24 protein-coding genes are annotated in these 26,653 nt (G+C 52.0%); 4 read left to right on the top strand and 20 right to left on the bottom strand.

What is annotated here, in order from left to right:
- Positions 1 to 107: 107 nt before the first annotated feature.
- From LK436_RS05900 to LK436_RS05860, 9 genes are all read right to left on the bottom strand, one after another.
- On the bottom strand, positions 108 to 968 hold the full coding sequence (locus LK436_RS05900) for a zinc ribbon domain-containing protein (protein ID WP_008399418.1): 861 nt from the start codon (positions 966 to 968) through the stop codon (positions 108 to 110).
- A gap of 149 nt (positions 969 to 1,117) precedes the next feature.
- Positions 1,118 to 2,905: a zinc ribbon domain-containing protein gene (locus LK436_RS05895; protein WP_008399419.1), complete on the bottom strand. Its 1,788-nt coding sequence runs from the start codon at positions 2,903 to 2,905 to the stop codon at positions 1,118 to 1,120.
- 362 nt (positions 2,906 to 3,267) lie between these two features.
- Positions 3,268 to 5,145: a heavy metal translocating P-type ATPase gene (locus LK436_RS05890; RefSeq protein ID WP_008399423.1), complete on the bottom strand. Its 1,878-nt coding sequence runs from the start codon at positions 5,143 to 5,145 to the stop codon at positions 3,268 to 3,270.
- A gap of 113 nt (positions 5,146 to 5,258) precedes the next feature.
- Positions 5,259 to 5,477, bottom strand: coding sequence for a cation transporter (locus tag LK436_RS05885; protein WP_015574739.1), 219 nt, complete (start codon positions 5,475 to 5,477; stop codon positions 5,259 to 5,261).
- A gap of 81 nt (positions 5,478 to 5,558) precedes the next feature.
- Positions 5,559 to 5,918, bottom strand: a complete 360-nt coding sequence (locus tag LK436_RS05880) for an ArsR/SmtB family transcription factor (RefSeq protein WP_021965613.1) — start codon at positions 5,916 to 5,918, stop codon at positions 5,559 to 5,561.
- A 316-nt stretch (positions 5,919 to 6,234) separates the two neighbouring features.
- Positions 6,235 to 6,855 carry an ABC-2 transporter permease gene (locus LK436_RS05875; RefSeq protein WP_008399426.1) on the bottom strand — a complete coding sequence of 207 codons (621 nt, stop codon included), beginning with the start codon at positions 6,853 to 6,855 and terminating at the stop codon, positions 6,235 to 6,237.
- On the bottom strand, positions 6,836 to 7,819 hold the full coding sequence (locus tag LK436_RS05870) for an ABC transporter ATP-binding protein (protein WP_008399427.1): 984 nt from the start codon (positions 7,817 to 7,819) through the stop codon (positions 6,836 to 6,838). The genes LK436_RS05875 and LK436_RS05870 overlap by 20 nt, the downstream gene beginning before the upstream one ends.
- A 15-nt stretch (positions 7,820 to 7,834) precedes the next feature.
- Positions 7,835 to 8,206 (bottom strand): GntR family transcriptional regulator, encoded by a 372-nt coding sequence (locus tag LK436_RS05865; protein ID WP_008399428.1) that lies wholly within the window; start codon positions 8,204 to 8,206, stop codon positions 7,835 to 7,837.
- A 243-nt stretch (positions 8,207 to 8,449) separates the two neighbouring features.
- Entirely contained in the window at positions 8,450 to 9,283 is an 834-nt protein-coding gene (locus tag LK436_RS05860) for a hypothetical protein (protein WP_044931873.1), read from the bottom strand.
- Positions 9,284 to 9,503: 220 nt separating this feature from the next.
- On the opposite strand from LK436_RS05860, the gene LK436_RS05855 reads away from it, so the two are divergent.
- The 4 genes from LK436_RS05855 (at position 9,504) to LK436_RS05840 (ending at position 13,377) form a co-directional block, all read left to right on the top strand.
- Complete coding sequence (locus LK436_RS05855) at positions 9,504 to 10,673, top strand: FprA family A-type flavoprotein (protein WP_008399432.1); 1,170 nt, start codon at positions 9,504 to 9,506, stop codon at positions 10,671 to 10,673.
- Between the two features lie 224 nt (positions 10,674 to 10,897).
- The gene (gene bilR / locus LK436_RS05850; RefSeq protein WP_008399434.1) at positions 10,898 to 12,019 is read left to right on the top strand and encodes a bilirubin reductase; all 1,122 of its coding nucleotides are present in this window, start codon (positions 10,898 to 10,900) and stop codon (positions 12,017 to 12,019) included.
- Between the two features lies 1 nt (position 12,020).
- On the top strand, positions 12,021 to 12,569 hold the full coding sequence (gene bilS / locus LK436_RS05845; protein ID WP_021965608.1) for a flavodoxin family protein BilS: 549 nt from the start codon (positions 12,021 to 12,023) through the stop codon (positions 12,567 to 12,569).
- A gap of 124 nt (positions 12,570 to 12,693) precedes the next feature.
- The gene (locus LK436_RS05840) at positions 12,694 to 13,377 is read left to right on the top strand and encodes a YoaK family protein (protein WP_008399437.1); all 684 of its coding nucleotides are present in this window, start codon (positions 12,694 to 12,696) and stop codon (positions 13,375 to 13,377) included.
- Here LK436_RS05840 and LK436_RS05835 read toward each other — a convergent pair.
- From LK436_RS05835 to LK436_RS05785, 11 genes are all read right to left on the bottom strand, one after another.
- Positions 13,369 to 14,733: a 2-hydroxycarboxylate transporter family protein gene (locus LK436_RS05835; RefSeq protein ID WP_227910177.1), complete on the bottom strand. Its 1,365-nt coding sequence runs from the start codon at positions 14,731 to 14,733 to the stop codon at positions 13,369 to 13,371. The genes LK436_RS05840 and LK436_RS05835 overlap by 9 nt on opposite strands.
- A 50-nt stretch (positions 14,734 to 14,783) precedes the next feature.
- Complete coding sequence (gene greA / locus LK436_RS05830; RefSeq protein WP_008399440.1) at positions 14,784 to 15,302, bottom strand: transcription elongation factor GreA; 519 nt, start codon at positions 15,300 to 15,302, stop codon at positions 14,784 to 14,786.
- A 256-nt stretch (positions 15,303 to 15,558) separates the two neighbouring features.
- Positions 15,559 to 16,911: a phosphoglucosamine mutase gene (glmM, locus tag LK436_RS05825; protein WP_008399441.1), complete on the bottom strand. Its 1,353-nt coding sequence runs from the start codon at positions 16,909 to 16,911 to the stop codon at positions 15,559 to 15,561.
- 35 nt (positions 16,912 to 16,946) lie between these two features.
- Positions 16,947 to 17,792 carry a dTDP-4-dehydrorhamnose reductase gene (gene rfbD, locus LK436_RS05820; protein ID WP_008399443.1) on the bottom strand — a complete coding sequence of 282 codons (846 nt, stop codon included), beginning with the start codon at positions 17,790 to 17,792 and terminating at the stop codon, positions 16,947 to 16,949.
- On the bottom strand, positions 17,792 to 18,814 hold the full coding sequence (gene rfbB, locus LK436_RS05815) for a dTDP-glucose 4,6-dehydratase (protein ID WP_008399445.1): 1,023 nt from the start codon (positions 18,812 to 18,814) through the stop codon (positions 17,792 to 17,794). The genes rfbD and rfbB overlap by 1 nt, the downstream gene beginning before the upstream one ends.
- 105 nt (positions 18,815 to 18,919) lie before the next feature.
- Entirely contained in the window at positions 18,920 to 19,813 is an 894-nt protein-coding gene (rfbA, locus tag LK436_RS05810) for a glucose-1-phosphate thymidylyltransferase RfbA (RefSeq protein WP_008399448.1), read from the bottom strand.
- Between the two features lie 384 nt (positions 19,814 to 20,197).
- Positions 20,198 to 20,635, bottom strand: a complete 438-nt coding sequence (locus tag LK436_RS05805) for an N-acetyltransferase (RefSeq protein ID WP_008399449.1) — start codon at positions 20,633 to 20,635, stop codon at positions 20,198 to 20,200.
- 2 nt (positions 20,636 to 20,637) lie between these two features.
- Complete coding sequence (locus LK436_RS05800) at positions 20,638 to 21,855, bottom strand: MFS transporter (protein WP_044931888.1); 1,218 nt, start codon at positions 21,853 to 21,855, stop codon at positions 20,638 to 20,640.
- Positions 21,856 to 22,365: 510 nt separating this feature from the next.
- A complete protein-coding gene (locus LK436_RS05795) occupies positions 22,366 to 23,931 on the bottom strand; it encodes a glucosyltransferase domain-containing protein (protein WP_227910176.1) in 1,566 nt (521 codons plus the stop codon).
- A gap of 211 nt (positions 23,932 to 24,142) precedes the next feature.
- The gene (locus tag LK436_RS05790; RefSeq protein WP_008399455.1) at positions 24,143 to 25,039 is read right to left on the bottom strand and encodes an HD domain-containing protein; all 897 of its coding nucleotides are present in this window, start codon (positions 25,037 to 25,039) and stop codon (positions 24,143 to 24,145) included.
- A gap of 106 nt (positions 25,040 to 25,145) precedes the next feature.
- Positions 25,146 to 26,522 (bottom strand): PhoH family protein, encoded by a 1,377-nt coding sequence (locus tag LK436_RS05785; protein WP_191445245.1) that lies wholly within the window; start codon positions 26,520 to 26,522, stop codon positions 25,146 to 25,148.
- Positions 26,523 to 26,653: the final 131 nt, after the last annotated feature.

Genomic DNA, 26,653 nt, shown 5'->3' with positions numbered 1-26,653 from the left:
CCTGAGCGGCCTTCCGCAGGTCAGATTTCGGTCTGGAATCTGACTTTCGGCAGGTCGTCTCAGGGGGAGGCTTCTGCTCCTTTTCCTTACTGTTCATCTGCTTTCTTTTAAACACCGGCTAATCCGGATGGCTCTGCGCCGGGCTTTTCTGGTTCTGACTGCTCCGCGCCGGGCTGCCCCGGATTCTGACTGCCTGATGCCTGGCTGCCCGGTTCCTGACTGCCTGATGCCTGGCTGCCCTGGTTCTGACTGCCCGAAGCCTGGATATCCGGCCCCTGACTGTCCCGATTCTGACTGCCCGAAGCCTGGATGTCCGGCCCCTGGCTGTCCCGGCAGTCTTCGTAGGATATGGGGGTACCGCACCTGCGGCAGAAATTTACTTTTTTTGCATAGACTGCCCCGCACCGGGGACAGAAAAAGCGGGCTTCCTGTTTCTCCGTTTGTTTTTTCTCTGCCTTTTTTCCCTCTTCCTCCTCTGACTCTTTTTTTGTCCCTGCTTCTTTTTCCGGTTCCTTTTCTGACTTCTGTTCCGGCTCTTTTTCTGACTCCTGTTCCGGCTCTTTTTTTGACTCCTGTTCCGGCTCCTTTTCTGTCTCTTTTTCCGGTTCCTCTTCCCCGCAAAGCTCCTCATTATTCTTCAGAGCACGCAGTTCTCTGGATGTCTTTTCCAGACAGACAATGTCCTTCTCCCTCTCCTGATTTTCCTCTTCCAGCTCCCTGGCCTGGGAAAAAGCTTCCTCAAGCTCCTCCAGAAATTCCTCTCCTTTCTTCCACTTCTCATAGGCCTCCATGGCAGCCTGGGCAACCAGCGCTTCCTTTTCTCTCTCTGTCTGGGCGATCTCTCCCCTCAGATTTCCGGCTTCCAGGCGCAGGCGGCTGAGCTCCAGGATGAGAGCTGCCTTCCGGTTCACTGCCGCCGCCTTTTTTCCAAGTTCCAGTTTCACTCTCTTGATCGTATCCTCTGCCATTGGTATCCCTTCTTCCCTCTTTCCCGTATCTTTTCCTGTCTTTTCCGCTTTTTTTCAGTGTCTTTCAGTTTTTCCTCTGTCCTCTGCCTGACGGCAGAATGTGTTTTATCACCTTTATTAGCTGCCTTGCTGTTTTTCTGCCGGATGTCCTAGCGGATCTCCGTCTGCCGCACAGCTCCTCTCTCCCGGCCGTCCGCCGACTCTGCGTAATAGGCCCAGACATCCGTATCTATCTGCTCTGTTTTTTGGCTTTCTCTGTCATACAGGTTCAGCGCAGCCCGCCCCCTCTGGGGTTCGTAATCAGTAAAATAGAAAATCTGTCCGTCTGACGTATACCCGTATCCGGAAACATCCTCTCCTATCTGCCTGGTTCCCCCTTCTGTCACCTCCAGCAAAACTCCGCTCCGAGCCTCAGCGTCATACTGGGCAATGCAGTATGCCTTTGTCTGCGCGCTGTCCAGCGTCACAGAATCCATCTTCACATCATAGGCCGCTCTCTCTTCTCCCAGGTAGAGATCTCCTGCTTCTTCGCTTCCATCCCTCAGATAAAGGGGCGTTTCCCCCAGCAGGCCGCACCAGGCCTCCACTGCCTGCGCTATCTCCTCTGTTCTCCCAAAGCTGTCCGGTTCAAGGGATACCCGGCACAGCGACAGCGGCACTCCCGGCTCCGGCTCTGCTGTATACCAGGCGTACCCTCTTTCTTCGGCAATCGGGGTTTCCTGCCCGCAGTCTACAGCTGCACTGCCATATTGTGTCGCAATTCTCACTTCTTCCCCGCTGTCCGAAACGGCCTTGTAGGTGAGAAATCCATCCTCCCCGTGAATCAGAAACAAAAATTCCCGGTCAAGCAGATTCTCCTCTCCATTTTCGTCCAGAAAATACAGGCTCTCTCCTTCGCCTTCCTCCCTGGTGAAAAACAGGGTTTTGCTCTCTGCTTCCGGCAGAAAGAGCTGTGAAGTATTCTGCACAAGCCGTTTCTTCTCCTTTCCTCCGAGGAGCAGCCACACATCTCCATCCTTCTCGTATAGGATGGAGCTTAAATCATCGGATACGTCAAGCAGGGTATCTTCCCTCTCTAAGCACACATTCTCTGCGTCTCCTCCGTCCAGCTGTCTGTAAAACAGCTCCCTTGTTCCATCTGCATTTTCCTCCTCCCAGATAACAGAGCTTCCATCCTCTGAGAGCTGGTAGAAGGCCACGCCTGCCGACAGCTTATCTCTCCCTTCGCCGCGGCTGACATACAAACCTGTATTGTTTTTTTCATATACCGCTGTGCTTCCCGCCGCCTGGAAGGATACCACACCGCTGTCTATCTTTTCCTGCTTCTTCTTATTATAATGCATCAGAGTGAAGGAGCTGTCCCCTATTTTTTCCGGATACCAAATCTGTGTCCCGTCTGCCGTGATAACGGGAGCGCAGGAATTGTCATAGGGAAGCCGCGTCTCTTCCCTCCGCTTCCAGTCTGACAGATAGTAGTCTGTCAGCTCCTCTGCCGCTCCATCCCCGTCGATGGCAAACAGGCTGTTATCCTTTATGTATCCGGAAAAGCTTTGACTCCCTTCTGTCTCCTTTCCCGGGGCAATCAGGAGAAGAATTACTCCGCAGGCGGCAGCAGTCAGGAAAACGGCCAGTTTCTTTTTTCCAGCTGCATTCAGAAATAATTTTCCTGTCTTTTTGCCTTCAGGTTCATCTGCAGCGTCCTTAGTTTCCTCCTCTAGCTCCCTTTCTATTTTCTCTCCGCAGAACTCACAGTACACAGATTCTTCCGGAAGAGGCCTTCCGCAGCTGGTACACCAGATCACAAAATCTGCAGAAAAATTCTCTTCTCCTTGATCCGCCTTTTCTCCTCTGCCGTCCGGCTGGCTCAGCTCCCCGCCCGTTTTTTTCTGTGTCTCTTCTTTTTCATCCCTGCAGGATGTATGTTCCCTGTCCCTCATCCCAGTCCTCCTGCCATATCTGTTTTATCCTGTCTGGTTTATCACGGCTGTTTTATCCCAGCTGTTTTGTCCCGGCCGCTTTGTCCCGGTCGCTTTGCCCTGGCTGCTTTGTCCCGGCTATTTTATCCCGGCCGCTTTATCCCAGCTGCTTTTCCCCGCTTTCATCCGCTCCGGGAAGGATCGAACGGCTCGCATCATCTCTTTTCAGCCGTTTCCTTAACCTGCCGTTTTCCGGCATTTTGCTCTCTGTCCAGTCTACCATAAAAGCGCGGACAATGGAAGGCAGATGAAAAGGTGTCTTTACACCCTGCCGTCCATTGTCCGCGCAGTCTTATTCAGAGGCAGATTTTCTGCTCTGCTTTTTACTTGATTTTAAGGGCCCTCATGGCATTTAATATGGCAATAACCGAGACTCCCACATCGGCAAATACTGCCTCCCACATATTCGCCATTCCGAAGGCGCCCAGAGCCAGAACCAGAGCCTTCACTGCCAGAGCAAACACAATGTTCTGCTTTACAATCGCCAGGGTCTTCCTTGCTATCCGAACTGTCAGCGCGATGCGGGCCGGGTCATCGTCCATCAGAACAATGTCGGCAGCCTCAATCGCTGCGTCAGAACCCATGCTGCCCATGGCAATTCCAATGTCTGCCCTGGTGAGAACGGGAGCATCGTTGATTCCATCTCCCACAAAGGCCAGCTTCCTGCCCTCGCCCTCTGATTTCAGCAGTTCCTCTACCTTCTCCACCTTATCGGCCGGAAGAAGCTCTGTGCAGACCTCGTCGAGCCCCAGCTTTTCAGCCACAGCCTCGCCTACAGCTTTTCTGTCTCCTGTAAGCATAACTGTCCTTCTGACTCCTGCCTTCTTCAGAGCAGCCACAGCCTGGGCGGAATGTTCCTTGATAGTGTCAGAGATCACGATGGTTCCTGCAAATACACCGTCCCTGGCCACATAGACTACTGTTCCTATGCTGTCACAGCTTTCATAGGGAATTCCCATCTGTTCCATCAGCTTTCCATTGCCCGCAAGGACTGTGGATCCTTCTATTTCTGTCTTGATGCCGTGTCCGGAAATTTCCTCACTCTGACCGAGAGCAGAGGTATCCAGTTTCGCCTGGCTGGATGCCTCATAGGCCTCCCGGATCGATGCCGCGATCGGGTGGGTGGAATAGGATTCAGCCAGAGCTGCCAGCCTCAGCAGCTCCTTCTCCTCTATTCCCGCCGGGAGAACCTCCGTCACCTTAAACTCTCCCTTGGTGAGTGTTCCCGTCTTGTCAAATACAATCGTATCCATCTGCGCCAGCGCTTCCAGATAATTGCTTCCCTTTACAAGCACTCCGTTTCTCGATGCAGCGCCGATTCCTCCGAAGAAGCCAAGAGGCACAGAGATAACAAGGGCACAGGGACAGGAGATAACGAGGAAGATGCAGGCTCTCTGAATCCATTCCCCAAAGTCTTCTCCCAGGAGGACAGGAGGCACGACTGCGAGAAGCACGGCCGCGATCACTACTATAGGAGTATAATATCTGGCAAAACGTGTGATGAAGTTCTCCACCTTGGCTTTTTTGCTGCTGGCATTTTCCACCAGCTCCAGAATCCTGGCCACTGTGGAGTCGTCAAATTCCTTTGTGACCTCTACGCGGAGAAGCCCGCTGCCGTTGACACAGCCGCTTATGATCTCAGAGCCCTCGCTCACTCTGCGTGGAACAGATTCTCCTGTCAGAGCCGAGGTGTCTACCATGGATTCACCGGAAACCACACGGCCGTCTAACGGGATTCTCTCGCCTGCCTTGATCACAATGATGTCTCCTACTTCCACCTCATCCGGATCCACCTGTTCAAGCGTTCCGTCCCGCTCAATATTGGCATACTCAGGGCAGATGTCCATAAGCTCTGTGATGGACTGTCTGGAACGGTTCACCGCATAGCTCTGGAAAAGCTCGCCTACCTGGTAGAACAGCATTACAGCTACCGCCTCTGAATACTCTCCCACTCCAAAGGCTCCGAAAGTGGCCAGTGTCATCAGGAAGTTTTCATCAAACACCTGTCCGTTTGCAATGCCCCGGAAAGCCTTGTATACAATATCCCAGCCAATCACCAGATACGGGACGAGAAACACCGCAAACTGAACCAGCCGGCTCATGCCCTCCGTCACACCCATATGGGCGGCTGCAAACAGTGGTATATAGATAATAAATGCTGCGATAATCCTTGCCAGCATCACTTTATGCTTCTTTGTCATAACGCCTCCGCCTTTCTCAAAATACTGTATCCCTGCAGCTGCTCAACCTTTTTATCTCCCACAGGAATGCCCTGAAGAGGGGCTGGGACCGCTCAGTCCCCTTACGCCCTCTGCTACATGTTGATGATGCAGTCCGGCTCCACCTTCCTGCACACCTCTACGACCTCTTTCATAATCGCGTCGAAGCGTTCCTCATCTGCCTCAATGGTCATTTTCTGCATCAGAAAGCTGACGCTTGCATCGGAAACCCCCTCGATTTTCTTGATAGCCGCTTCCATCTTTGCAGCACAGTTTGCACAGTCCAGATCCGTCAGTTTAAATTTTTTCTTCATATCAGATTCCTCCATCCTTCTGCTGTTCTTTTATTTTCTCAGCCCTTCTTCGGGGCCGGACATACGTTTTTTTGTTTCTCTCTATTCCTCAATATGCTCAATTCCCTGGTTAATGATGCTTCTCACATGACTGTCTGCCAGGGAGTAAAACACTGCCTTCCCGTCCCGGCGGCTTTTCACCAGCCTGGACTGCTTCAGTATCCTGAGCTGATGTGAGATTGCCGACTGGGTCATATTCAGAAGCTGGGCAATGTCACAGACGCACATCTCCGCCTCAAACAAAACGTAAAGAATCTTGATTCTCGTAGAATCTCCAAACACCTTGAAAATCTCGGCCAGATCGTAAAGCTCATCCTCCTGCGGCATCTTGTCCCTTACGGCCTGCACCACATCATCGTGCACCTGGTAGAAATCACAGCACTCGATATCGTTCAATGCCATCCCGTCCTCTCCTTTCCGGATTCTCTGTGAAAAGCCCGGCTCCTTCTGCCTTTCTTTTCCCTTTTCCTGTAAATGCTTTTCCTTTGCTCTAAGATTCATTCAAACATATGAATGATTGTTCATGTGTTTATAGTAAGATATTTTTATACGAATGTCAATAGATTTTCAAAAAATTATTTTCCAAAGACTTCCGCCTTAATCCTTCACTTTCCGTTATCCTCCCGGCACGTCAAAAGAGGCAGGCACCACCGGCCAATCAGCCCGGCAGTGCCTGCCTCTCTTTCTTCTATATTTAAAATCTTAAAAATTCAAAATCTTAAAAATCCTTCTTCTCCAGAATTGCTGCCGACAGAAGATAGGAAGGAAATACTGCTGCCACAGAAAGGATAAAGCAAAAGGCAGTGATTTTTAACACTCCGCTTTCTGTCAGGCTCAGATATCCCCGGGACACCGCATAGGTGCCTCCAAAGGCGATCACTGCCGCAGCAGCAACCATGGCGAAGCGGGCTCTGTTTTCCCCAAGGCCGTAGATAGCCGGAAGAAGAATCACCTGCATCAGGAGCGCCACATCGAAGACAGCGGCAAGTGAAAGACCAGCTTCTGCCAGATCCTCTCCAAACAGCCGGCTCAGAACCAGAGCCGTCCCTCCAAAGACAAAGACAGCGGCAGCGTCCCAGCTCAGCAGGCAGACGTATCTGGCTGCCGCAATCTCTTTTCGCATCACCGGAAAAGTTCCGGTATATCTGTCGCTTCTGCTCATCCGCTCAACTGTAAACGGCATAAAGGTATGAATCATAACAGAAGCGCAGAGCCCTCCCAGCAGGGGCCCGATATCCCTTGTAAACAGGCTGAAAACAATAAAAAACAGGAGCAGCGCAAGCCATGTTTTAATCTGGGCCGTAAAAATACAGTATTCTTTATAGAGCAGTCCCCTCATCCCTGTTCCCCCTTTCTCTCCTCTCTTCTTCCTTCATCAGACAGACCACAATCTCCTCCAGACTGGCCGGCTCTGTGACGACACTCTCTCCCAAAAGTCCTTCTCTGCCTTTTACGCTCTCCCTGTCTAACAGGGCCCAGGTGCCGAAGCTGCCTCTGCGCGTTCCCAGAAGGCGGACTTTCTTCTGCTCCAGGGAGGAAATATCTTCCCACGAACCCTTTACCGCCGCATACCGTTCCAGCAGGGCATCCTTTTCCTCATAGAGAACCACTTTTCCATCCGACAGCATGACGAGATAATCTGAGATTTTGTCCAGATCTGTCAAAATATGGCTGGATATGAGAACCGTGTGTTCCTCATCTGCGGCAAATTCCCTGATAAGCTCCAGAACCTCCTCTCTTGATACGGGGTCAAGGCCATTTAACGGCTCATCCAGCAGAAGCAGGGAGGCCCGGTGAGACAGGGCCCCTGCTATGGCCAGCTTTACCTTGGTTCCGGCCGAATAAGACTGAAGCTTTTTTTCCTGAGGAATCCGAAGCTGAGCGGAGAGCTCGCCAAAGCGCTCCCGGTCGAAATCCTCATATATTTTTTCCCAGAGCTTCGCAGCGTTTTTTGCCGTAAAGGTGCCGGGAAGCTCAATTTCCCCAAATACAGCTCCTGTCCTCCGGCGGATCTCACGTCCCTCTTTCCTGATATCCCGTCCCAGACAGCGGATCTCTCCGCTTTCCGTGCTCACCATTCCCAGTGCCGTTTTAATCAGCGTGGTCTTTCCCGCTCCGTTCTCCCCTGCCAGTCCGATGATACAGCCCGAAGGCAGCGCAAGGCTAATCGGCCCAAGACAGAAATCTCTGTAGCACTTTGTGACGTCCCGAAATTCCAGTGCCCAGCTTTTATTCTCCCCTGCGGGCTCTGCGGCAGCCCCCACGTCTGCTCTGTTTTTGTGCAGCCACTGACTTTCCCTCATGATTACAGCCCCTTTCTACTCCTCATAAAGCGTTCTGACTAATTCCTCCATCTCTTCGCAGGTAATGCCCGCCATCCTCGCCGCTTCCACTGCGCAGCCAAGATAGGATTCCACCTTGCGGAACTGTTCCTCCCGCAGCAGCTCCCGATTCAGTTTCGCCACAAAGCTCCCCTTTCCCGGAACAGAGGTGATATAGCCCTCCCGTTCCAGCTCCTCATACGCCCTCTTTGTGGAAATAACGCTGACTCTCAGCTCCTTCGCCAGAAAACGCAGTGACGGCAGCGCCTCTCCCGGCTGAAGCTCCCCTGCAATGACCGCATTTTTTATCTGCCTGGCAATCTGATCATAGATGGGAATCTCTCCGGAATTGCTGATAATAATATTCACTTTCCCACCACCCCTCTCTTATCTCTCATCAGATATTTCACCTGCTTGATTTTTCGTTTTACTGTATATCAACATTATATACAGTAGTTACAGTTCTGTCAACCCCTGATGTCTTTCAGGGCTGCGCGTATGGCAGAAAAAGGCAGAACCTGGCCGGGAATCATCCTGTTCCCGGTCAGGTTCTGCCTTTCTTGTCTGATACCTCTTGTCTGGTACTTCTTATCCTCTTTCTCCTGTCTGTTCCTATTCCCACTGGCCGTCCTGTTTCTGCTCCGGCCTTTCCCCCTGGCCTGCGGCTTTTTTCGTCCCGACTCCCCATTCAGGGCCGGTCCGGCCGTACAGACGGCTCAGGCGGTACAGATTTCTGAACCGTCCGCTCCTCTCACGGATATCCTTCTCAGATACCCCGTAATAGGAAAAGATCTCCCAGAGCATTTTCCCTGCTTTGTCGAGAGCCGGCCTCTCCCCTGAGGCCTCCGCCCGGACTGCCTGGCGCTTTTTCTCGATTCCCACCCGTATGACTGCCCCTGTCTTCCTCCCCTCCGGCTGGCTGCTCTGGCCGGTCCAGCGGTTTTTCAGGGCTGTGTACAGCCGTCTTGCCCGGGACGGCGTCTCCGATACACGGATGCCTATCTCATAGAAGGAAAACTCTGCAGGAAATTCCTCATGGGAAATTTCTCTGGCCTTCTCCTCCCGACGCGCCATATAGTCAAAATACCGCTTCAGCTTTTCGGCATCGTTTCTGTCAGAGGGGTATCTGGCCGGCCTGGGAAGAAGCCAGGGGGCATCCCTGTCTATCAGCTCCGTCTTCATGCTGTCGCGCATCCTGCTGCACCTTCTGGAATCCTCCGGAAGCTTCCTGGCGTGGCAGGTCCTGATAAGGTACTCTTCAAGCTCTGTCCCGGAGCGCGCGCCTGCCTTCAGATACCTGGCATACACATTCATCTCCCACTGGTGCTCCCTCTGTCTGCCTGCTTCCCTGCCCCCGGTGGAAAAAATCAGCTCTCTGGACTCCCGTTCTGCTTTTCGGTCTCTCGCCCTCTTCTTCAGCCTGTCAAGCCCGCTCATTTTGATCATCTCTTTTCTTCTCTTCCTCCCAAACCCTTGGTTTCTTATCATCTTACCAGAAATCGCAGTCTGCCGCCATGGCCTTTTTCCAATCTTTAAAAAATCGTCATAAAAATGAAAGAATTCCCTCTTTCCCTCCTTCGATTTGGCAGTCTGTGCGGTTGCAATTAGGAGAAAATTATAGTACACTGTAGAATCATTGATAAATATATGACAGGAGGAAGAAACCATGAAAGCAGTTCAGATAAAAGAAGGCATTTACTGGGTGGGTGCCCTAGACTGGCATGTGAGGAATTTCCACGGCTATACCACGGACCGGGGAGCCACCTATAATGCCTATCTCATTATGGATGAAAAAATAACCTTAATCGATACAGTGAAAGCCCCATTCGCCGCAGAAATGCTGGAGCGGATCAGCGATGTGGTTGATCCGGCCAAAATTGACTATATTATCTCCAACCATGTGGAGATGGATCACTCCGGTGCACTGCCAAAGCTTTTAAAGGTATGCCCAAATGCAACCATTGTCACAAGCTCTCCTAACGGAATCAAGGGGCTGACTGCCCATTACGGCGATTACAGCTACCAGCCGGTAAAGAGCGGAGATTCTCTGAGCATCGGAAAGAGAACGCTGTCCTTCGTCTCCACCCCTATGCTCCACTGGCCGGACAACATGGTTGTCTACTGCCCGGAGGAGAGGGCCCTCTTCTCCAATGACGCCTTTGGCCAGCACTACTGCACAAGCTGCCGCTTTGACGACGAGACCGATCTGGCCATCACTCTGTTTGAGGCTAAAAAATATTATGCGAACATCGTTATGTGCTACGGCTCTCAGGCAGCCGGCGCATGGAAGATTGTAAAGGAGTTAAATCCTGAGATGATCATTCCGGGACACGGCGTAATCTGGAGAAGCCATGTGACAGAGATTCTGGATGCCTACGAGAAATGGAGCACAAAAGCCCCTGAGACAGGAGCTCTTGTGGTCTTTGACAGTATGTGGAATTCCACCGAGTCTATCGCCAGGGCCATCGCCGAGGGCTTCTCATGCAAGGGCGTTCCGGTTAAGCTGGTTGATCTGAAGACAGAGCACATTTCCAATATCATCCCGTTTGTGCTGGACTGCAAATACATCGCTGTCGGCTCTCCGACTCTTAACAACAATATGATGCCGAACGTGGCAGCCTTCCTCTGCTACCTCAAGGGACTTTCCCCGAAAAACCGCGAGGCCTTTGCCTTCGGCTCCTATGGATGGGGAGGACAGAGTGTCGGACAGGTTGAGGAAGAGCTGGTTAAATGCGGCTTTAACATTTGCATGGACAAGATCCGCATCCAGTATGTTCCTTCCAGGGAGCAGCTGGAGGAGGTAGAGGCAAAGGTAGAGGCTCTGATCGGCGCATAGCCGGCACAATTGACTCTCCGGCAGACGGCAAGTCTTCAGCCCATGTGGCGCTGCATCTTTTGCGATAGAGAGAGGGGTCAAAAACATCGGTTTTCGGCCTCCTCTTTTCAGCTGGTCCAGACAGCCTCGGACGGGCAGATACAGGACAGAGACAGAATTCGGTCCGTCTTCCGGAAACATCAGGAAGTTTGCGGAAAGAATACTTCAGAGTCAGGAGGAGTTTTATGTACGAAACTATGTTTTCCCCTCTCTCCATCGGGAGTGTTACACTGAAAAACAGAATTATATTTGCCCCGACTACCATGGGATTTGCAGGAGAGGCGTATCTGTCCTCCATGGAACGGATCGCGGCCGGCGGGGCAGCTATGCTGGTAATCGGGGATGTCCCGGCGTTAAATGAGCCGCCTTCCTTCGGGGCTCCTTCCCCTCTGACGGAGGACGGTTTTTTCTTTTACCAGAAGCTGGCAGAAAAGATTCACCGCCACGGGGCGGCTGCCTGTGCCCAGCTCCATATGTCTGACACAGACACGTCTGCCGTGTCCGGCCTCATACCGAATCTGAAAGCTGGCCTCATCTCCATGGATGAGATGCGCCGTTTTATACACAGCCGTGTCCGGCCGTTTATCACCCAGATGTCTGCAGATCGGATTCGTTTCATCGCAGAGGGCTTTGGAAAAAGCGCAGCCAGACTGGAGCAGGCCGGCTTTGACATGGTGCAGATCCACGGCGACCGGATGTGCGGCAGCTTTCTCAGCCCACTGTTTAATGAGCGGAATGACCGGTACGGCGGCTCTCTGAAAAACAGGGCCCGCTTCGCCCTGGATACGATCTGTGCAGTGCGCTCCTGCTGTCCCGAACTGCCTCTGGAATTTAAACTGGCCGTCCGCATGGAACACCCACATTACGGCAATGCCGGTGTTACAGAAGCAGAGCTTGAGCAGTTAATCCCCCTTCTTGAACATGCAGGGATCAACTGCTTCCACGTCACTTTGGCCAACCATTCCAGCCTGAGCGATACAATCCCCCCGGCTAATCACCCCTATTTTGGAAAGGAAGGATGTTTCCTGCCGTTTGCTGACAAAGTCAAAAAATATACCGCACGCCCCGTCTGCGGCGTAGGCGGTCTTTCCAATCCGGACTTCATTGAAAAGCAGCTGGCTTCCGGCCGTATCGACTATGCCGCCATGAGCCGTCAGCTTCTGGCCGATCCGGAGTGGCCCCAAAAAGCAGCCTCAGGGTGCACAGACTCTATCTTCCGCTGCATCCGCTGCAATAAAAAATGCCTGGGAGGATTGAAATCCCGCCAGGGCACACACTGTATCTATGACGATCAAAGGAGAAAGTGACATGAAATATCCGGTTTTTTACAGCAGCAGCACCGGAAATACCGGTCTTCTGGCAAAAGCCCTCTCTGACCATCTGGAGGGCACTCTGATTTCAACGGAGGAAGCTCTTAGCAAAGCCCCTTCCCAGACTGTGGACAGCCTGCCCCAGGTTGTCTTCGTAGGCTTCTGGACTGACAAGGGAAGCTGCGATACAGATACTCTGAACCTTCTTTCCACACTTCATGGAAAGCAGATTCTCCTCTTCGGTACTGCCGGCTTCGGGCAGAGCGAATCTTATTTTTCTCAGATTCTCAGCCGTGTCAGCGCTGTTATTCCCTCTGACAGCCAGTTTCTTTCTGGCTTCATGTGCCAGGGCAGAATGCCCTCCTCCGTTCGTTCCAGATATGAAAGCCTTCTTGGCGCTGCCGGATCCGACGAAGAACGGGCCCGCCTTTCTGCTCTGATCCAGAATTTCGACAGCGCTCTCTCACATCCGGACAGCTCTGATTTACAATCTCTCCTCTCCTGGGCTGACAGCCAGCTTCCGGCTGTCTCAAAAGAAATCTGTTAATTTTCTGTTAAGTTCATCAAGACTGAAGGACATTTTTATAGTATAATAGCTGAAAAGGCAGGAGGCGGAAGCAGAGCTTCCGTCTTACCTGCCCGTATACTATACAGCTCAGGAGGCGACAACTGTGAAACAGGAACTGCATTTTGATCTTCCCATTCATTTTCTTATGGCTCTCTGCGGAGGTTTTCTGGGGGCTTACGCCATTTTCAACCGTATGGCAGTATTTGCCAATGCCCAGACAGCCAATCTCATCGAACTTATCGGCGACCTTGTAGGACGGGACTTTACGGAGGGAATGATCCGGCTGGGGGCCTTTCTTACTTTCGCCTTTGGCATTGTTCTGTCGGTGTTTCTGGAACAGCGCCTTCACCGAAAGCTCAAATATCTGGAAATTTTCGTTGAACTTGGAGTCGTCTTTCTTGTCGGTTTCTTCCCGGCAGGCCTGCATCCCATTCTGGCCGTCTATCCCATTTTCTTTATCGCCGCCCTTCAGTGGTGCGTATTTCCGGGTGCAGACGGCTTCACAGCTGCCAATGTCTTTTCCACAAATAATGTAAAGCAGACTGTAGCCTCCTTCACAGAATATCTGATGGAGCGCAGAAAAAATCCGGAAAAAGCCGCCAAAACGGCAAGAAAGGCGCGTTTTTTCGGCGGGACCCTTCTCTCCTTTCACAGCGGGGTTCTCTGCGGATACATAGGAAGTCTGTTCCTGGGTCTGAAAAGCATCTGGCTGTGCATGATTCCCCTGCTTTCTGTTCTCCTTCTCCTTTTCACGGAGGACAGGAAACGGGGCGGACACCTATCTTAAAAGGTGCACCAGCACGCCTCCCAGGGTCAGCATGAGAGCGCCGCAGGAGCGCGTCACAATCTGTGCAAAGGGAAGCAGCTCCATTCTCTTTGCACTGCTTAAAACAGCCACATTTCCTGAACCGCCCATATTGGTGGTGCACATTCCCGCTGCGATGGCTGCCTCAAGGGGATAAAAACCCACTGCTCTTCCCACTGCGGCAGCTGTCAGGGTAATCACTGCCACAGACGCCACCACAGTAAACAGGTAAAACGGCGTCAGGGTGTGAAGAATCGTCTTTAAGTCAATCAGAGTCGCCCCGATTCCCGTCAGCGCGGCAGCTGTCCAGCTATGGATGGCAAACTGTCCCCATTCTCTCGCCGCATCCTCCAGCTCCTCAGACAGAATTCCGGTTCCCTTTACCACCACAACTGCTATGATCATCCAGGCGTAGGTGGGAATGATGCTCACAAACCGGTTGCACAGGGCTCCCAGCTCATAAAAGGCAAGGGAGAGAATCAGCCCCGTGCAGAGGAGGGCAAAGGTAGGCTTCATAGGCATCCGCTCCGGTGTTTTCTGCCCGTCGTTGACAAGACGGCCGTTTCCTGTCAGGGACGGCCGCCTCTCCCCGAGATTATTTGCCAGGCCTCCGAAAATGATGGCCACACAGTTTCCCAGCACAGTCGCCGGCGCGATCCTTGTGAGGATTTCCCCGGCCTCGATTCCCAGCACAGGGGCGTACATGCCGGAGAGAGGCACAGCCCCCGCTGTCATTCCCCCGCTGGTCATGGGGATTCCGATAAACAGGATTCCCTCCAGAAAGGAGTTTCCCATAGCCATCCCGAGAATCCCGGCTGTGGCCACCCCGGCTGCCAGAGCCACTGCCGCTGTGGGAAGCAGCTTCACTGTCGCCCGAAGAAGCAGATCCCTGTCAATGTTGAACAGGCTTCCCGTGATCAGCGCCGATATGTAAAACACCAGAAAGCCCTCCTGGTTGACAAAGCTGTCCATCATCTCATAGGCATCCTGGGTGAATACTCCGGCCGCCTGAAGGACGGCTGCTCCCAGAATGCAGATGACGGAGCCGCCCAGATAGGTCTTCACCACCGGCACAGTATTCCCCACAGCATTCAGCCCTTCCCCCAGAACCATCAGAAGGATGAGAGAGCCCACCAGTCCCCTGGGCAGGCAGCCTGCATACATGCAGACAGCCACCAGGGCCAGAACTGCAAAGTAGAGGGGCAGGGGAAGCCCTGCTATCCTGAACCCTGTTCCTGGCAGCTTCTGCCCTGGTTTTTCTGCTTTCACGCTGTCTTTCTTCTTTTTATCTTTATCCTCTGTTTCCCTGTTTTGTTTCCTGCCGAAAATTCCTCTCACCAGTTCTTCCCTCCCGTCTTTTCCAGGCGGTCCTTCCTCTCTCCCTGTCATTAATAGCTGCGGATCGGATCCGTTCCGTCGTCTCCGGTCTTTTCAATTTTTCTCACTTCCACATAGTAGCCGGCTCTGTCGTTTACCTCCACATAGACCCGGTCGCCGACCTTATGGCCTCTGACGGCCTTTCCGAGAGGTGACTCGATACTGATCTTGTTTTCCAGGGAATTTCCCCTGATGCTTGTGACAAGGCGGTACACATCCTCCTCGTCATCGTCCTCAAAATAGAGGGTAATGGTGTCATTGAGCCCTACCTCATCAGACCTGGACTTATCTGACACAACTCTGGCATTTTTAATCATATTCTCCAGATAGCGGATGCGGCTCTCGTTCCTGTTCTTGTCCTTCTTGGCCGCGTAATATTCAAAGTTTTCACTCAGATCTCCCTGTGCCCGGGCCTCCTTCACCGCCTCAATGGCTTCCTTTCTCACTACCAGCTTCCTGTAGTCTATCTCCTCCTGAATTTTCCTGATATCGCTTTGTGTCAGCTGTTCCCTCATCACTCTCACTCCCATTCTGTCAAAACGCAAAACCTGCCTGCTCTGTCTTCAGAGGCTTGTCTGCCTGAAGCGTCTTAAACCCGCCTGCTCTGTATATGGCCAGGCATCTTCGCTTTTATATCGAAGGGCCGGCAGCGGCGCACAGGCATGTTCGCCTGCGGCCCTGCCAGCCCTGTCTGGTTATTCTTCCAATTTCTCCTCTGCGCTGCAGCAGCTATTATCTTTTATCTATTATCAGCTCTGAGTCAGAGCCGTTCTGCGGCCTCTGTCATTACAGCACATGTCCCTTGGCCTTCATCACCTCGATGACCTGATCCACATACTTCTCGCAGATCTCATCGGTCTCAGCCTCTACCATGACGCGGACTACCGGCTCTGTTCCGCTCTGTCTTAACAGAATACGGCCTGTGTCTCCCAGAGCCTCAGCCACCTTCGCTACCTCTGCCTGAACATCGGCGTCATCCTGAGCCTCTTTCTTATCGTGAACGCGCACGTTCTTTAATACCTGAGGATAAATCTCAATCTCGTCGGCCAGTTTTTTCAGGCTCTCCTTCTTCTCCAGCATAACCTCCATCACCTTTAAGGAGGTGAGGATACCGTCTCCGGTGGTAGCGTGCTTGCTGAAAATGATATGGCCGGACTGCTCGCCTCCCAGGCAGTGTCCGTTCTGAGACATGTTTTCATACACATATTTGTCGCCTACAGCTGTCTTTTCAAAGCGGATGCCCTCACGCTCCAGAGCCTTGTACAGACCGAAGTTTGACATAATGGTGGTGACAACGGTGTTGTTTACCAGGCTTCCCTGCTCCTTCATGTACTTTCCGCAGATGTACATGATCTTGTCTCCGTCCACCAGATTTCCCTCACTGTCCACAGCCAGGCAGCGGTCTGCGTCGCCGTCGTAGGCAAAGCCCACATCCAGGCCGTTCTCAACCACATATTTCTGGAGTCCCTCGATGTGGGTGGAGCCGCAGTTTGTGTTGATGTTCAGCCCGTCCGGATTGTTGTTGATCACGTGGGTCTCTGCACCCAGAGCGTCGAATACATTCTTCGCAATGGCAGATGCGCTTCCGTTGGCGCAGTCCAGTCCCACCTTCTTATTCTTGAAGGAACGGGTTGCAATGGAAATCAGATAGCCGATGTAGCGGTTTCTTCCTGCTGCAAAGTCCACGGTCCGTCCGATATTTTCTCTGGTGGCATAGGGGATCTCTCCCATCTCTCCGTCCAGATACTTCTCGATCTCAGTAATCACATCCTCCTCCAGCTTCTCTCCGCGCTCGTTGATGACCTTGATTCCATTGTCATAGAATGGGTTATGGCTGGCAGAAATCATAATTCCGCAGTTAAATTCCTCGGTGCGCACCACATAGGAGACGCTCGGCGTCGTCGTCACATGGAGCAGATACACGTCAGCCCCTGACGCGGTCAGCCCGGCTACGAGAGAGTACTCAAACATATAGCTGCTCCTTCTCGTATCCTTTCCGATTACCACGCGGCAGCGCTCCCCCTCATTCTTCTGTCCGTAATACCAGCCGAGGAAACGGCCTACCTTGTAAGCGTCCTCCACAGTCAGAGTCACGTTTGCCTCACCCCGGAAGCCGTCTGTGCCAAAATATTTTCCCATTTTTACCTGTCCTCCTGTTTTATGTCAACTTATTCTTACATGATTTCCTTTAAATATCTGGAAAGCGCGTCCTGCCATGCCGGAAGCGGCTCAAAGCCGTTGGCCGCAAGCTTGCTCTTGTCCATGCGGCTGTTCATCGGGCGCTTCGCCTTGGCCTTAAACTCATCGCTTGTCACCGGAGTCACCTTCACCTGATCCATACCGGCCTGTCTGAAAATCTCCGATGCGAACTCATACCAGCTGCACAGCCCCTCGTTGGTGGCGTGATAGCGCCCATACTTCTCGGACTCAATCATATCCACCAGAAGCCTTGCCAGATCATAGGTGTAGGTAGGGGAGCCGATCTGGTCGTCTACAACGCTCACCGCTCCGTTTTCTTTTCCCAGGCGAAGCATGGTCTTAATAAAGTTCTTTCCGTTTACCCCAAACACCCAGGCGATTCTGACAATGAAGAACTTTTTCACAAGCTCCTCCACTGCCATCTCGCCCTCACACTTGGTCTGGCCGTAGACATTTAACGGCTCCCTCTCATCATCCGGCTCCCAGGGGCGCAGTCCCTGGCCGTTGAACACGTAATCCGTGCTGATATACATCATTTTGATGTCCAGATCACGGCAGACAGCGGCAATGTTTCTTGTTCCGTCCGCGTTTACCCTGCGGCACAGGTCCACATTGTCCTCGGCTGCGTCTACTGCAGTATATGCGGCGCAGTGGATGACTGCATCTGGTCCGGCCTCTGTAATTACCCTGCGGCATGCCTGCCCATCCGTAATATCCATCTCCTCCACATCCACGCCCACTGCCTCATGGCCGCGCTTTTTCAGTTCATTTACCACATCATAGCCCAGCTGGCCCTTAACGCCTGTAACAAGTACTTTCATTATAATCGATCTCCATACATCTTTTCAAAATAGTTCTGATACTCACCGTTTAAAATGTGCTTCCACCAGTCCTCATTGTCCAGGTACCACTGGATAGTCTGGGCAATGCCTGTGTCAAAGTTGTATTTTGGCTTCCAGCCCAGTTCTGTCTCGATCTTGGTGGGATCGATGGCGTAGCGGCGGTCATGGCCAGGGCGGTCCTTCACATAGCGGATCAGGCTCTCCGGCTTGTCAAGAGCCTTCAGGATCGTCTTTACAACCTGCAGGTTTGTCCTCTCGTTATGGCCTCCGATATTGTAGACCTCTCCCACGCGTCCCTTGTGGATAATCAGGTCAATGGCCTCGCAGTGGTCAGATACATGGAGCCAGTCGCGCACATTGGCGCCGTCGCCGTAAACCGGAAGCTCCTCATCTGCCAGAGCGCGGCTGATCATCAGAGGAATCAGCTTCTCCGGGAAGTGGTAGGGACCGTAGTTGTTGGAGCAGCGGGAGATAGTCACCGGAAGCCCGTAGGTTCTGTGATAGGCCAGTACAAAGAGATCCGCGCTGGCCTTGGAGGAGGAGTAGGGGCTTGAGGTGTGCAGAGGGGTCTCCTCTGTGAAAAAGAGATCCGGGCGGTCTAACGGAAGATCTCCGTAAACCTCATCAGTGGACACCTGATGGTAACGCTTGATTCCAAACTCCTTGCAGGCGTCCAGAAGCGTTGTGGTTCCCATCACATTGGTGCGGACAAAGCTCTCCGGGTCTGTGATGGAGCGGTCCACATGACTCTCCGCGGCAAAGTTTACCACCACATCCGGTTTTTCCTCCCTGAATAAGTCAAATATGAATTTCCTGTCCGCAATGTCGCCCTTTACGAACTTATAGTTGGGTTTTCCCTCCACTGGCTTTAAGGTTTCCAGGTTTCCTGCATAGGTTAAGAGATCCAGGTTTACGATCTGGTAATCCGGATACTTGTTTACCATATGGTGTACGAAATTTCCGCCGATAAATCCGGCTCCTCCTGTTACAATAATCTTCATGATTCTTTCTCCTGTTTTGTTTCTGTTTATTGAATGCACCTGGCTGTGCCGAAATACGCCGCCCGCAGGCTGCACCCGGCTGGGCGCACGCGCCCCGGTCCGGCCTTAGTTCTGGTGCAGTTTATCTACGTACTTGCCGTCCAGAATGTCCTTCAGGTACTTGCCGTACTGGTTTTTCTTGTATACCTCATAGGCGGCCAGAACCTCTTCGCGGCTGATCCAGCCGTTCAGATAGGCGATCTCCTCCAGGCAGGCAATCTTTCTGTGCTGGTGGGTTTCCACGGTTTTTACGAAATTCGTGGCTTCCACCAGAGACTCATGGGTTCCCGTGTCAAGCCAGGTAAAGCCTTGACCTAAAAGGATTACATCCAGCTCTCCCTTTTCCAGGTAAATGCGGTTCAGGTCCGTGATCTCAAGCTCCCCTCTGGCAGACGGCTTTAAGCTCTTTGCAAACTCCACCACGCGGTTATCGTAGAAATAGAGTCCTGTCACACAGTAATTGGACTTTGGATGCTCCGGCTTCTCCTCGATGGAAACGGCCTTGCCGTTTTTATCGAACTCTACAATTCCAAACCGCTCCGGATCGTCTACATAGTAGCCGAATACAGTGGCTCCCTGATCCTTTGATGCAGCCGCTCTCAGGCGCTTGGGAAGTCCCTGTCCCTGGAAAATATTGTCGCCCAGAATCATGGCAACCGAGTCGCTGCCGATGAACTTCTCGCCGATGATAAAGGCCTGGGCCAGTCCGTCAGGACTTGGCTGCACCTCATAGCTTAAGCTGATTCCAAACTGATGCCCGTCCCCTAAAAGCTCCTCAAACCTTGGCGTGTCCTCCGGTGTGGAGATAATCAGAATGTCTCTGATCCCCGCGCTCATCAGCACCGAGATCGGATAGTAGATCATCGGCTTGTCGTAGATGGGCAGAAGCTGCTTTGATGTTACCTTGGTAAGCGGATACAGGCGTGTGCCTGAGCCGCCGGCTAAAACGATTCCCTTCATGTCTCTCTCCTTGCACTGTGGATTTCCCACGTTTTCTTTTTGTAATGTCCTGAAGTCAGTCCTTCTAAGTTTTGAGATTTTCTCCGTCTGCCCGCTTCCGGCACATGAGCGCTTTTATAAAGCTGCTGCAGGGCTGGTGGCCCGGGACACTGATGCACGGGCAGACTTATGCACTATAGGTAATATAGCATAGATAAAACCGTTAGTAAATGTTTAAGAATTACAAAATCCTTAATAGTTTCAGCGTTTTTTATGTTTTTCAGTCATTAAATGTCCGTCTGAAACTCTCTTTCAGCCGGGGCACCGTTATCCGGTGCCAAATTCGGTGCCAAAATCACTCCGAAGCTTCGTGTTTAAGGAGCCGCCCCGGCAGACCCGTCCCGCCTATGGATTTCCCGTGCTCCTTTTCCAGCTCATGGTATACTCTGTTTCTCCCGCATCTTCATCAAGCTGTTCTGACTGTACGGCAAAGCCCTCCCGGAAATAGAAGGAAACGGCCCGCTCATTTTTCTGATAGACGCCTAATGACAGGGAATCATATAATTGCTTGGCGCAGTTTAGAAGCTCTCTTCCTGCTCCCAGGGAACGGTACGCTCTGTCCACAAAAATTCCCGCAATATATCCCCCCACAATTCCGATAAAGCCCTGGATTTCTCCATCCGCCTCATATACGAAAACCTCTGCCTGCAGAATCTGTTCTTCCACCATGGAATAGTTGGCTTCCCAGTACTCTTTTGGAATAAAAGGATGGGCATCCTTATTTCCGTTCAGCCAGATTCTCATCACCTGTCCCGTATCTTCTTTCTGAAATTTCCTTATCATAATCACTGCCTCCTCTGTTCTGCCGTATGGCGGACAGCCACAAGGGCTGTAATGACTGTCATGCTCACTCCGGATATGAAAAACCAGGTATTTACGCCAACCTTTTCTGCTATGGGGCTGCTGAACAGCAGGCCCACCGGCATTGTCACGGACGAGATCAGGGTGAGCACAGAAAATGCCCGTCCCATTTTTTCACCGGCCACTGTCTCCTGTATATATGCAGTCAGAGGGATTGTATGCACATTTCCTGCTGCCCCCAGGCCGATGCAGGAAACCGCAAAGAGAAACCAGCCTGCGTAAACCGGCGGGATCAGGCCGCAGACTGCGGCCATAATACCCATGCCGAACAGGCCTGCGAAGGAAACTCTGATTTTTCGCTCTACCTTCAGCACACTGGAAAATAACAGCGAGGACACGAGCATCCCTGCTGCGAAGGAAAGCTCCACCGCACTTCCATATACAGCCGACAGACTGAAGTATTCGCTTGTCATAAGGGGATAAAAGGAGGACAGGGGCCCATAGAAAAACATGCAGAGAGCTTCTGCCATTACGATATGGAACAGCTTTCTGTCTTCTCTGAATATCCGGATTCCCTCTTTCACCTCTGCAGCAAAATGCTGTTTTTCTTTTTCTGCTTTGGGCAATGGCGGAATTTCAACCGCAGCCAGGGCAATACTTGCCAGAATCGCCCCCGCCACATCCGTCAGCAGGACAACGGGCATGGGGAAAGCTGCATACAGTGACGCTCCGATTACTGGTCCTAACAGGAAGGAACCTGAATTTAAAAGCTGCATCCAGCCATTGGTCCTGACCAGCTGATCTTTTGGCACAAGCTGCGGAATAATCGACTGTATGGCAGGCTGCTGAAATGTACTTCCGATTCCGCGGATGCAGAGCATAATAAATACAGTCCATACAGGCAGCTCAAACACAGAAAGCAGTACCGCATAAATCAGTGCGGCCGTTCCCATTGCCAGGTCCGAGAAAATAGAGATAAATTTCCGGTTATAGCGGTCTGCCGCAATCCCCGCTGCCGGGCTGAACAGTGACATGGGCAGATATGCCACAATGCCTGATATTCCCAGCATAAGCGGGGAAGACGTTTTTTCAGCAAGCCACCAGATCAGTGCAAACTGAACGCCGTGACTGCCAAGCATGGAAATTGCCTGTCCTGATGCCACAGTGATAAATTTTGTTTTCCATCTGTCTTTTTCAAACATTTCAATCATCCTTCCGTACTGTACTTTTTCTGAATGAAAAGGACAATAACAAAGAAAACGGAATGTTCCTCCTGAGGGATTCTCTGCCCGGAGGCGGACCGCTCCAAAAACAGACTCTGCTCTGCCGCAGTGCAGTCCTGTTGACCGGGGCTTTTTCACTCACAGAAATCCGGCAGAATTTCTGTAAAATAAAAAACAGATAACCCGGGAGACAGGTTATCTGCACAATTATTCTGCTTGCTCTCTCAGCGCAGCCAGATACAGGCAAAACGGCACACAAACTAACAGGCCCGCAAAAGCGCCTGAAAAGAGCTGGCTGTAATGAAGCTGTCCGCAGAATAAGTACAACAAAATAACCCATCACCGTATGATGAGGACGAAATTCTTTCGTTCATTTTATTGTCCTGTAATCAGCGAACAGACGACATCAAGCCACCTCCCTTTACTTTAAAATCTTTCTGAAGTCTACCACAGAACGGTTAAAAAGTCAAATCTGATAAAATTTTCCTCCTATTCCGACAGCTTGACAATGATCATCCCCTCCTCAAACAGGATGGAACCTTCTGCCGGATAACACGGCATGTCCCGGGAAAGCTCTTTAGCGCGGGCATACTGGCTGTCTGTCGGGTAGGAAGCCGGAAGCCCCAGGCTGTTCATCAGGCAGACGATGCGCACGCTTCCAATTCTCGTGGTGGGATCTGTCTCAAAAATCGACGCTCCCAGGGCATCCCACTTCAGCCTGTTGGAAGGAGTCTCCACTGCCTTCCTGCCGCCGATGAACACGAAGGGCACCGCTTTCTCGTCAGCCGGATCCCGGACACTCTGTGTCTGGGCGTAGATCTTCTCCGCCAGCATCTGATCCTGAAGAGCCGTCAGATGCATGGCCTCATAATAGCGGTTAGCAGTCTTTGTCTGCTCCAGTCCCGAAAACAGGAAAAATACACAGAGCAGGGCCGTCAGGATTTTCCTGTCTCCCACCAGCTTCACAAGAGCCGCGCTGCAGAACGCCAGAACGAAGGGATAGACCAGCTGAGCCCGGAGAATCTGGGGGCCCCCCACCACAAAGGTCATGAAAAATGTGGAGAGCACCGTGACGGCGGCAGCAAGCAGCAGGAATACCTTTCCCTTCTTCTCAGCCCTCCAGCCTCTAAAGAGACACAGAAGGAAAAACAGCACTGTCACCGGAAGATAAAAGCGGCTGTAGGCCGGCAGTTCATGGGCGAGGACTCTGACCAGATCCTGCCGGATTCCCGCAGCTATGCCGGACAGTTCCATACTGCCCCATCTGGAATAGGTCTGAAACAGCTTTCCCGTCCCTGCCATGTGGCTGAGCAGGGCTGCGGACACCCTGGCCAGAATCAGATATCCCGCAAGTCCGGCTGCAAACATGGCCGCCAGCCGGATGCAGACAGAAAACAGCCCCCTGCCGTCCCTTCTTTTTCCCTGATCCTCCAGGTAGTAAAGGACAAAGACGGATGCATTGACTGCAATATAAAACGGAACCAGTACCTGATAGGTGGAAAATCCCCATATCATCAGTCCTGCCGCCGGCACACACCACCATGGGCTTTTTCCAAACCAGGCCCAGGAGAAGGCGCAGAAGGCTGCTGTCACACAGAGCAGAAAGGCAAACGCCACCTCAAAGGCCTGGAATCCGAAATAGAACTGGTGAGGAAATACCGGACTCGTCAGGTAGAGGGCATTGAAGGCATAAAAAAGCAGGCTATTCTTTCCCTGCATCCCCTGAGCCAGGAAAAAATCAAAGGCGAGGCAGGTGAGAATCATGGCTCCCATCATAAACAGAATAAAAAGAAAAGGCGTGTAGCCGTCCATCCTGAAGAGCAGCTTTGTAAACAGAAGGCCGAATCTTCCAAGCCCCACAAAGGTCTTAACAGAATCCCTCCACTCCATGATATAATATTCTGTATCTGTCAGGATATCCTGGCTGTTTACCAGAAGCGCCGTATGGCATACGGCACAAACAAGCACAGTAAAAAGACAGAGCCTGAGGTTCTGTCCCAGCCACTGTCTCAGCTCTCTGCCTGTCTCTCCCGCCTCTTTTATAAACTGCTTCATTTCACACTCTCCATTTCCCCTCATTTGTCAAAAGCCATTATTGCCTATCCTCCGGTTATGCTGCCTCCGGCGGAATTTAGCGCCCGGATTTCAGAAGTAAATGCTGAAACCGCTCTGCGGTCATTATACCATTTCCTTCCTCGGGCTACAAGGCGGTTTGGGGAAATGGGGGAAATAGGGAGAAACGGGGCAGCGCTGTGCCCCTGCTTCGTCAGCAGACCTTGCTCCCGTTTGCTATCAGCTTAAAGCGGCATCCGAGAACCTCCGCCGCCCGGCGGCACATCAGCATCCGCTGAAGAAAAATTTCAAAATAGTCCATGACGGAGCACATGGAGTCATCCAGCTCCATCTCCATCTGGATCACCTTTTTCTCCTTCTGTATCTCCAGACTGGAGGACAGAACTGCATAATTTACCCTGTCATGGGCATCAAAGGTGGCTTTCACACGGTTTCTGACCCGGTTTCTCCTGACATCCGTCTTGTCCGCGAGAATCAGAGCCGCTGAAATGGGATCCACCGCTGTCCCCGTTTCCTCATCGTGATTTCCAATCGCAGACGCTATCACGGCTGCTTCCTTCAGGGACATACCCTCCTCCCTCAGTATCTGCCATGCCAGAATGGCGCCGCTATGAGCGTGATCGTGGCGGTTTACACTGTTTCCGATATCGTGCATAAAGCCTGCAATTCTGCTCAGCTCAGCCTCCCTCTCGCTGTAGCCCAGCTTGCTCAGTATCATTCCCGCCGTGCTGGCCGTTTTGACTGCGTGGGCAATGGAGTGTTCCGTATAGCCGAGAGCTCCCAGAACCTCGTTTCCCCTCTCTATCAGGACATTTACCTCCTCATTTTTGCGTATCTGCCGGAAGGTGAGGGGTTCCTCTCTATTCCGCTCCCACACAGCCTCAGCCGGTATTTCACTCTGTCTGCCTTCCCTCAGGTATTCCGGCTTTTCGGCTCTCCTGTCCTTTGTTTTCTCTTTCACTCTATTTTTTATCTTCACATCTGTTTGAAAATTTACCGTTTTTTTCTCCCTTTCTCTCCCGGCATTCTCTGCTGACTTTCCGTTCTTTTCACTTTTCAATTTTTTGTTCTTCTTTTCCTTTTCACTCATTCTACTGCCTTCTTACATCTTTTGTTTGTCGCTCTCCTGCCGTCCGAAACGCCTGTACTGTCATTCTCCCGTACGGGTTCGGCGCTTTTCACACGGCTTCTAAAATTTAGCCCATTCTCTGAACGGCATCCATGGCAAGCTTTGATCGCTCGCACTCAGAGGCCTTCATGGATACCTGCCAGCAGAGAGGACTTCCCTTCATATGCTCTGACGCATAGCTGAGCCCGTTTGTCCTCTCGTCCAGGAAGGGTCTGTCTATCTGGTTTGGATCCCCGAGAAGAATCACCTTCGTGTCCTTTCCGGCCCTTGTAATGATTCCCTTTGCCTGGCGCGGCGTCATATTCTGGGCCTCGTCAATAATCAGGTATGTTTTCACAATCGAGCGCCCTCTGATAAAATTTAATGCCTCCGCCTGAATCAGCCCTCTCTCAAAAATCTCATCGATTTTCCCCTGAAGCTCTCTCTCATCTTCATACCGACTCTCCTCGTCTGAATCGATAAGCTGCTCTAAATTGTCCATAATGGGCCTGAGAAGAGGGGAAATCTTCTCCTTCTCATCGCCTGGAAGAAAGCCGATGTCGTCATCAAACTGGGCGTTGGGCCTGCAGATCAGGATTCTCCGGTACTCTCCTGTCGGGTGATTCAGCAGCTTTTCAAGCCCTACTGCCAGCGCGTAGAAGGTCTTGCTGGTGCCGGCCATCCCCTTGACGATAACGAGAGGAGCCTTTTCTGCCGGCTGCATTAAAGCCTCCTGAAGAAAGTACTGCCCCGCATTCCTCGGATTAATTCCGTAAGGCCTGCTCTTTTTGTATTCCAGCTTCCTGATTTTTTCATTTTCTACCCGCCCCAGCTGCGTCTTGTCAGGGGACATCTCATTGTGGAGAATCACAAACTCGTTCTCAAAAAACTCCGGATTCAGCTTTCTTCCTTCCCCGTCCACTCTGTAAACTTCTTTTAAGGGAATTCCTTTTTTCTTAAATTCCCGAAAGTTTTCCTCTGACACAAAGACGTCCGTCCTGCCTCTGTACTGATCCGTATCCTCCCGCACCTGCTCTGAGGTAAAGTCCTCTGCCCTGATTCCGATCATCTGAGCCTTAATCCGGAGAAGAATGTCCTTGGTCACCAGGACGACCTGCCTCTCCTCTGTCTGGGAAAGACCCAGGCAGATCTTCAGAATCCGGTTGTCCATCCGGTCCTCCGGCAGATCCTCCGGGAGCTTCACATCGATGAAATTCTTTTCCACCCGCAGGCTCCCTCCGTTCTCCAGCTCCACTCCCTTTGTCAGGTCTCCCGCTCCTCTGAGTCTCTCTAAAAGGCGGATCGCTGCTCTGGCGTTAGCGCCCCGCTCCCCCTCCGCCTTTTTCAGATTGTCCAGTTCCTCCAGAACTGCCAGAGGCAGAACTACCTGATTGTCCTCAAAACACCTCAGGGCATCTGGAGCCTGAATCAGCACATTTGTGTCCAGCACATAGGTTTTAATCATTGAATGACCCTTTCCCGTCACAGCCCCTGTCAAATCCCCTTTCGTCCCTGTCTGCGCTTTGGGGATACATCTGTTATGATGTATGACAAAAGGCTGTTTCCTGCATATTTGTCCTCCGGCTCAGCCGGATG

This window comes from Clostridium sp. M62/1 (genome assembly GCF_020736365.1).
In the GTDB taxonomy this organism is placed as follows: Bacteria; Bacillota; Clostridia; order Lachnospirales; family Lachnospiraceae; genus Otoolea; species Otoolea saccharolyticum_A.
The sequence above is the reverse complement of the archived record's forward strand: the minus strand, read 5'-3'. Positions and strand labels throughout refer to the sequence as shown.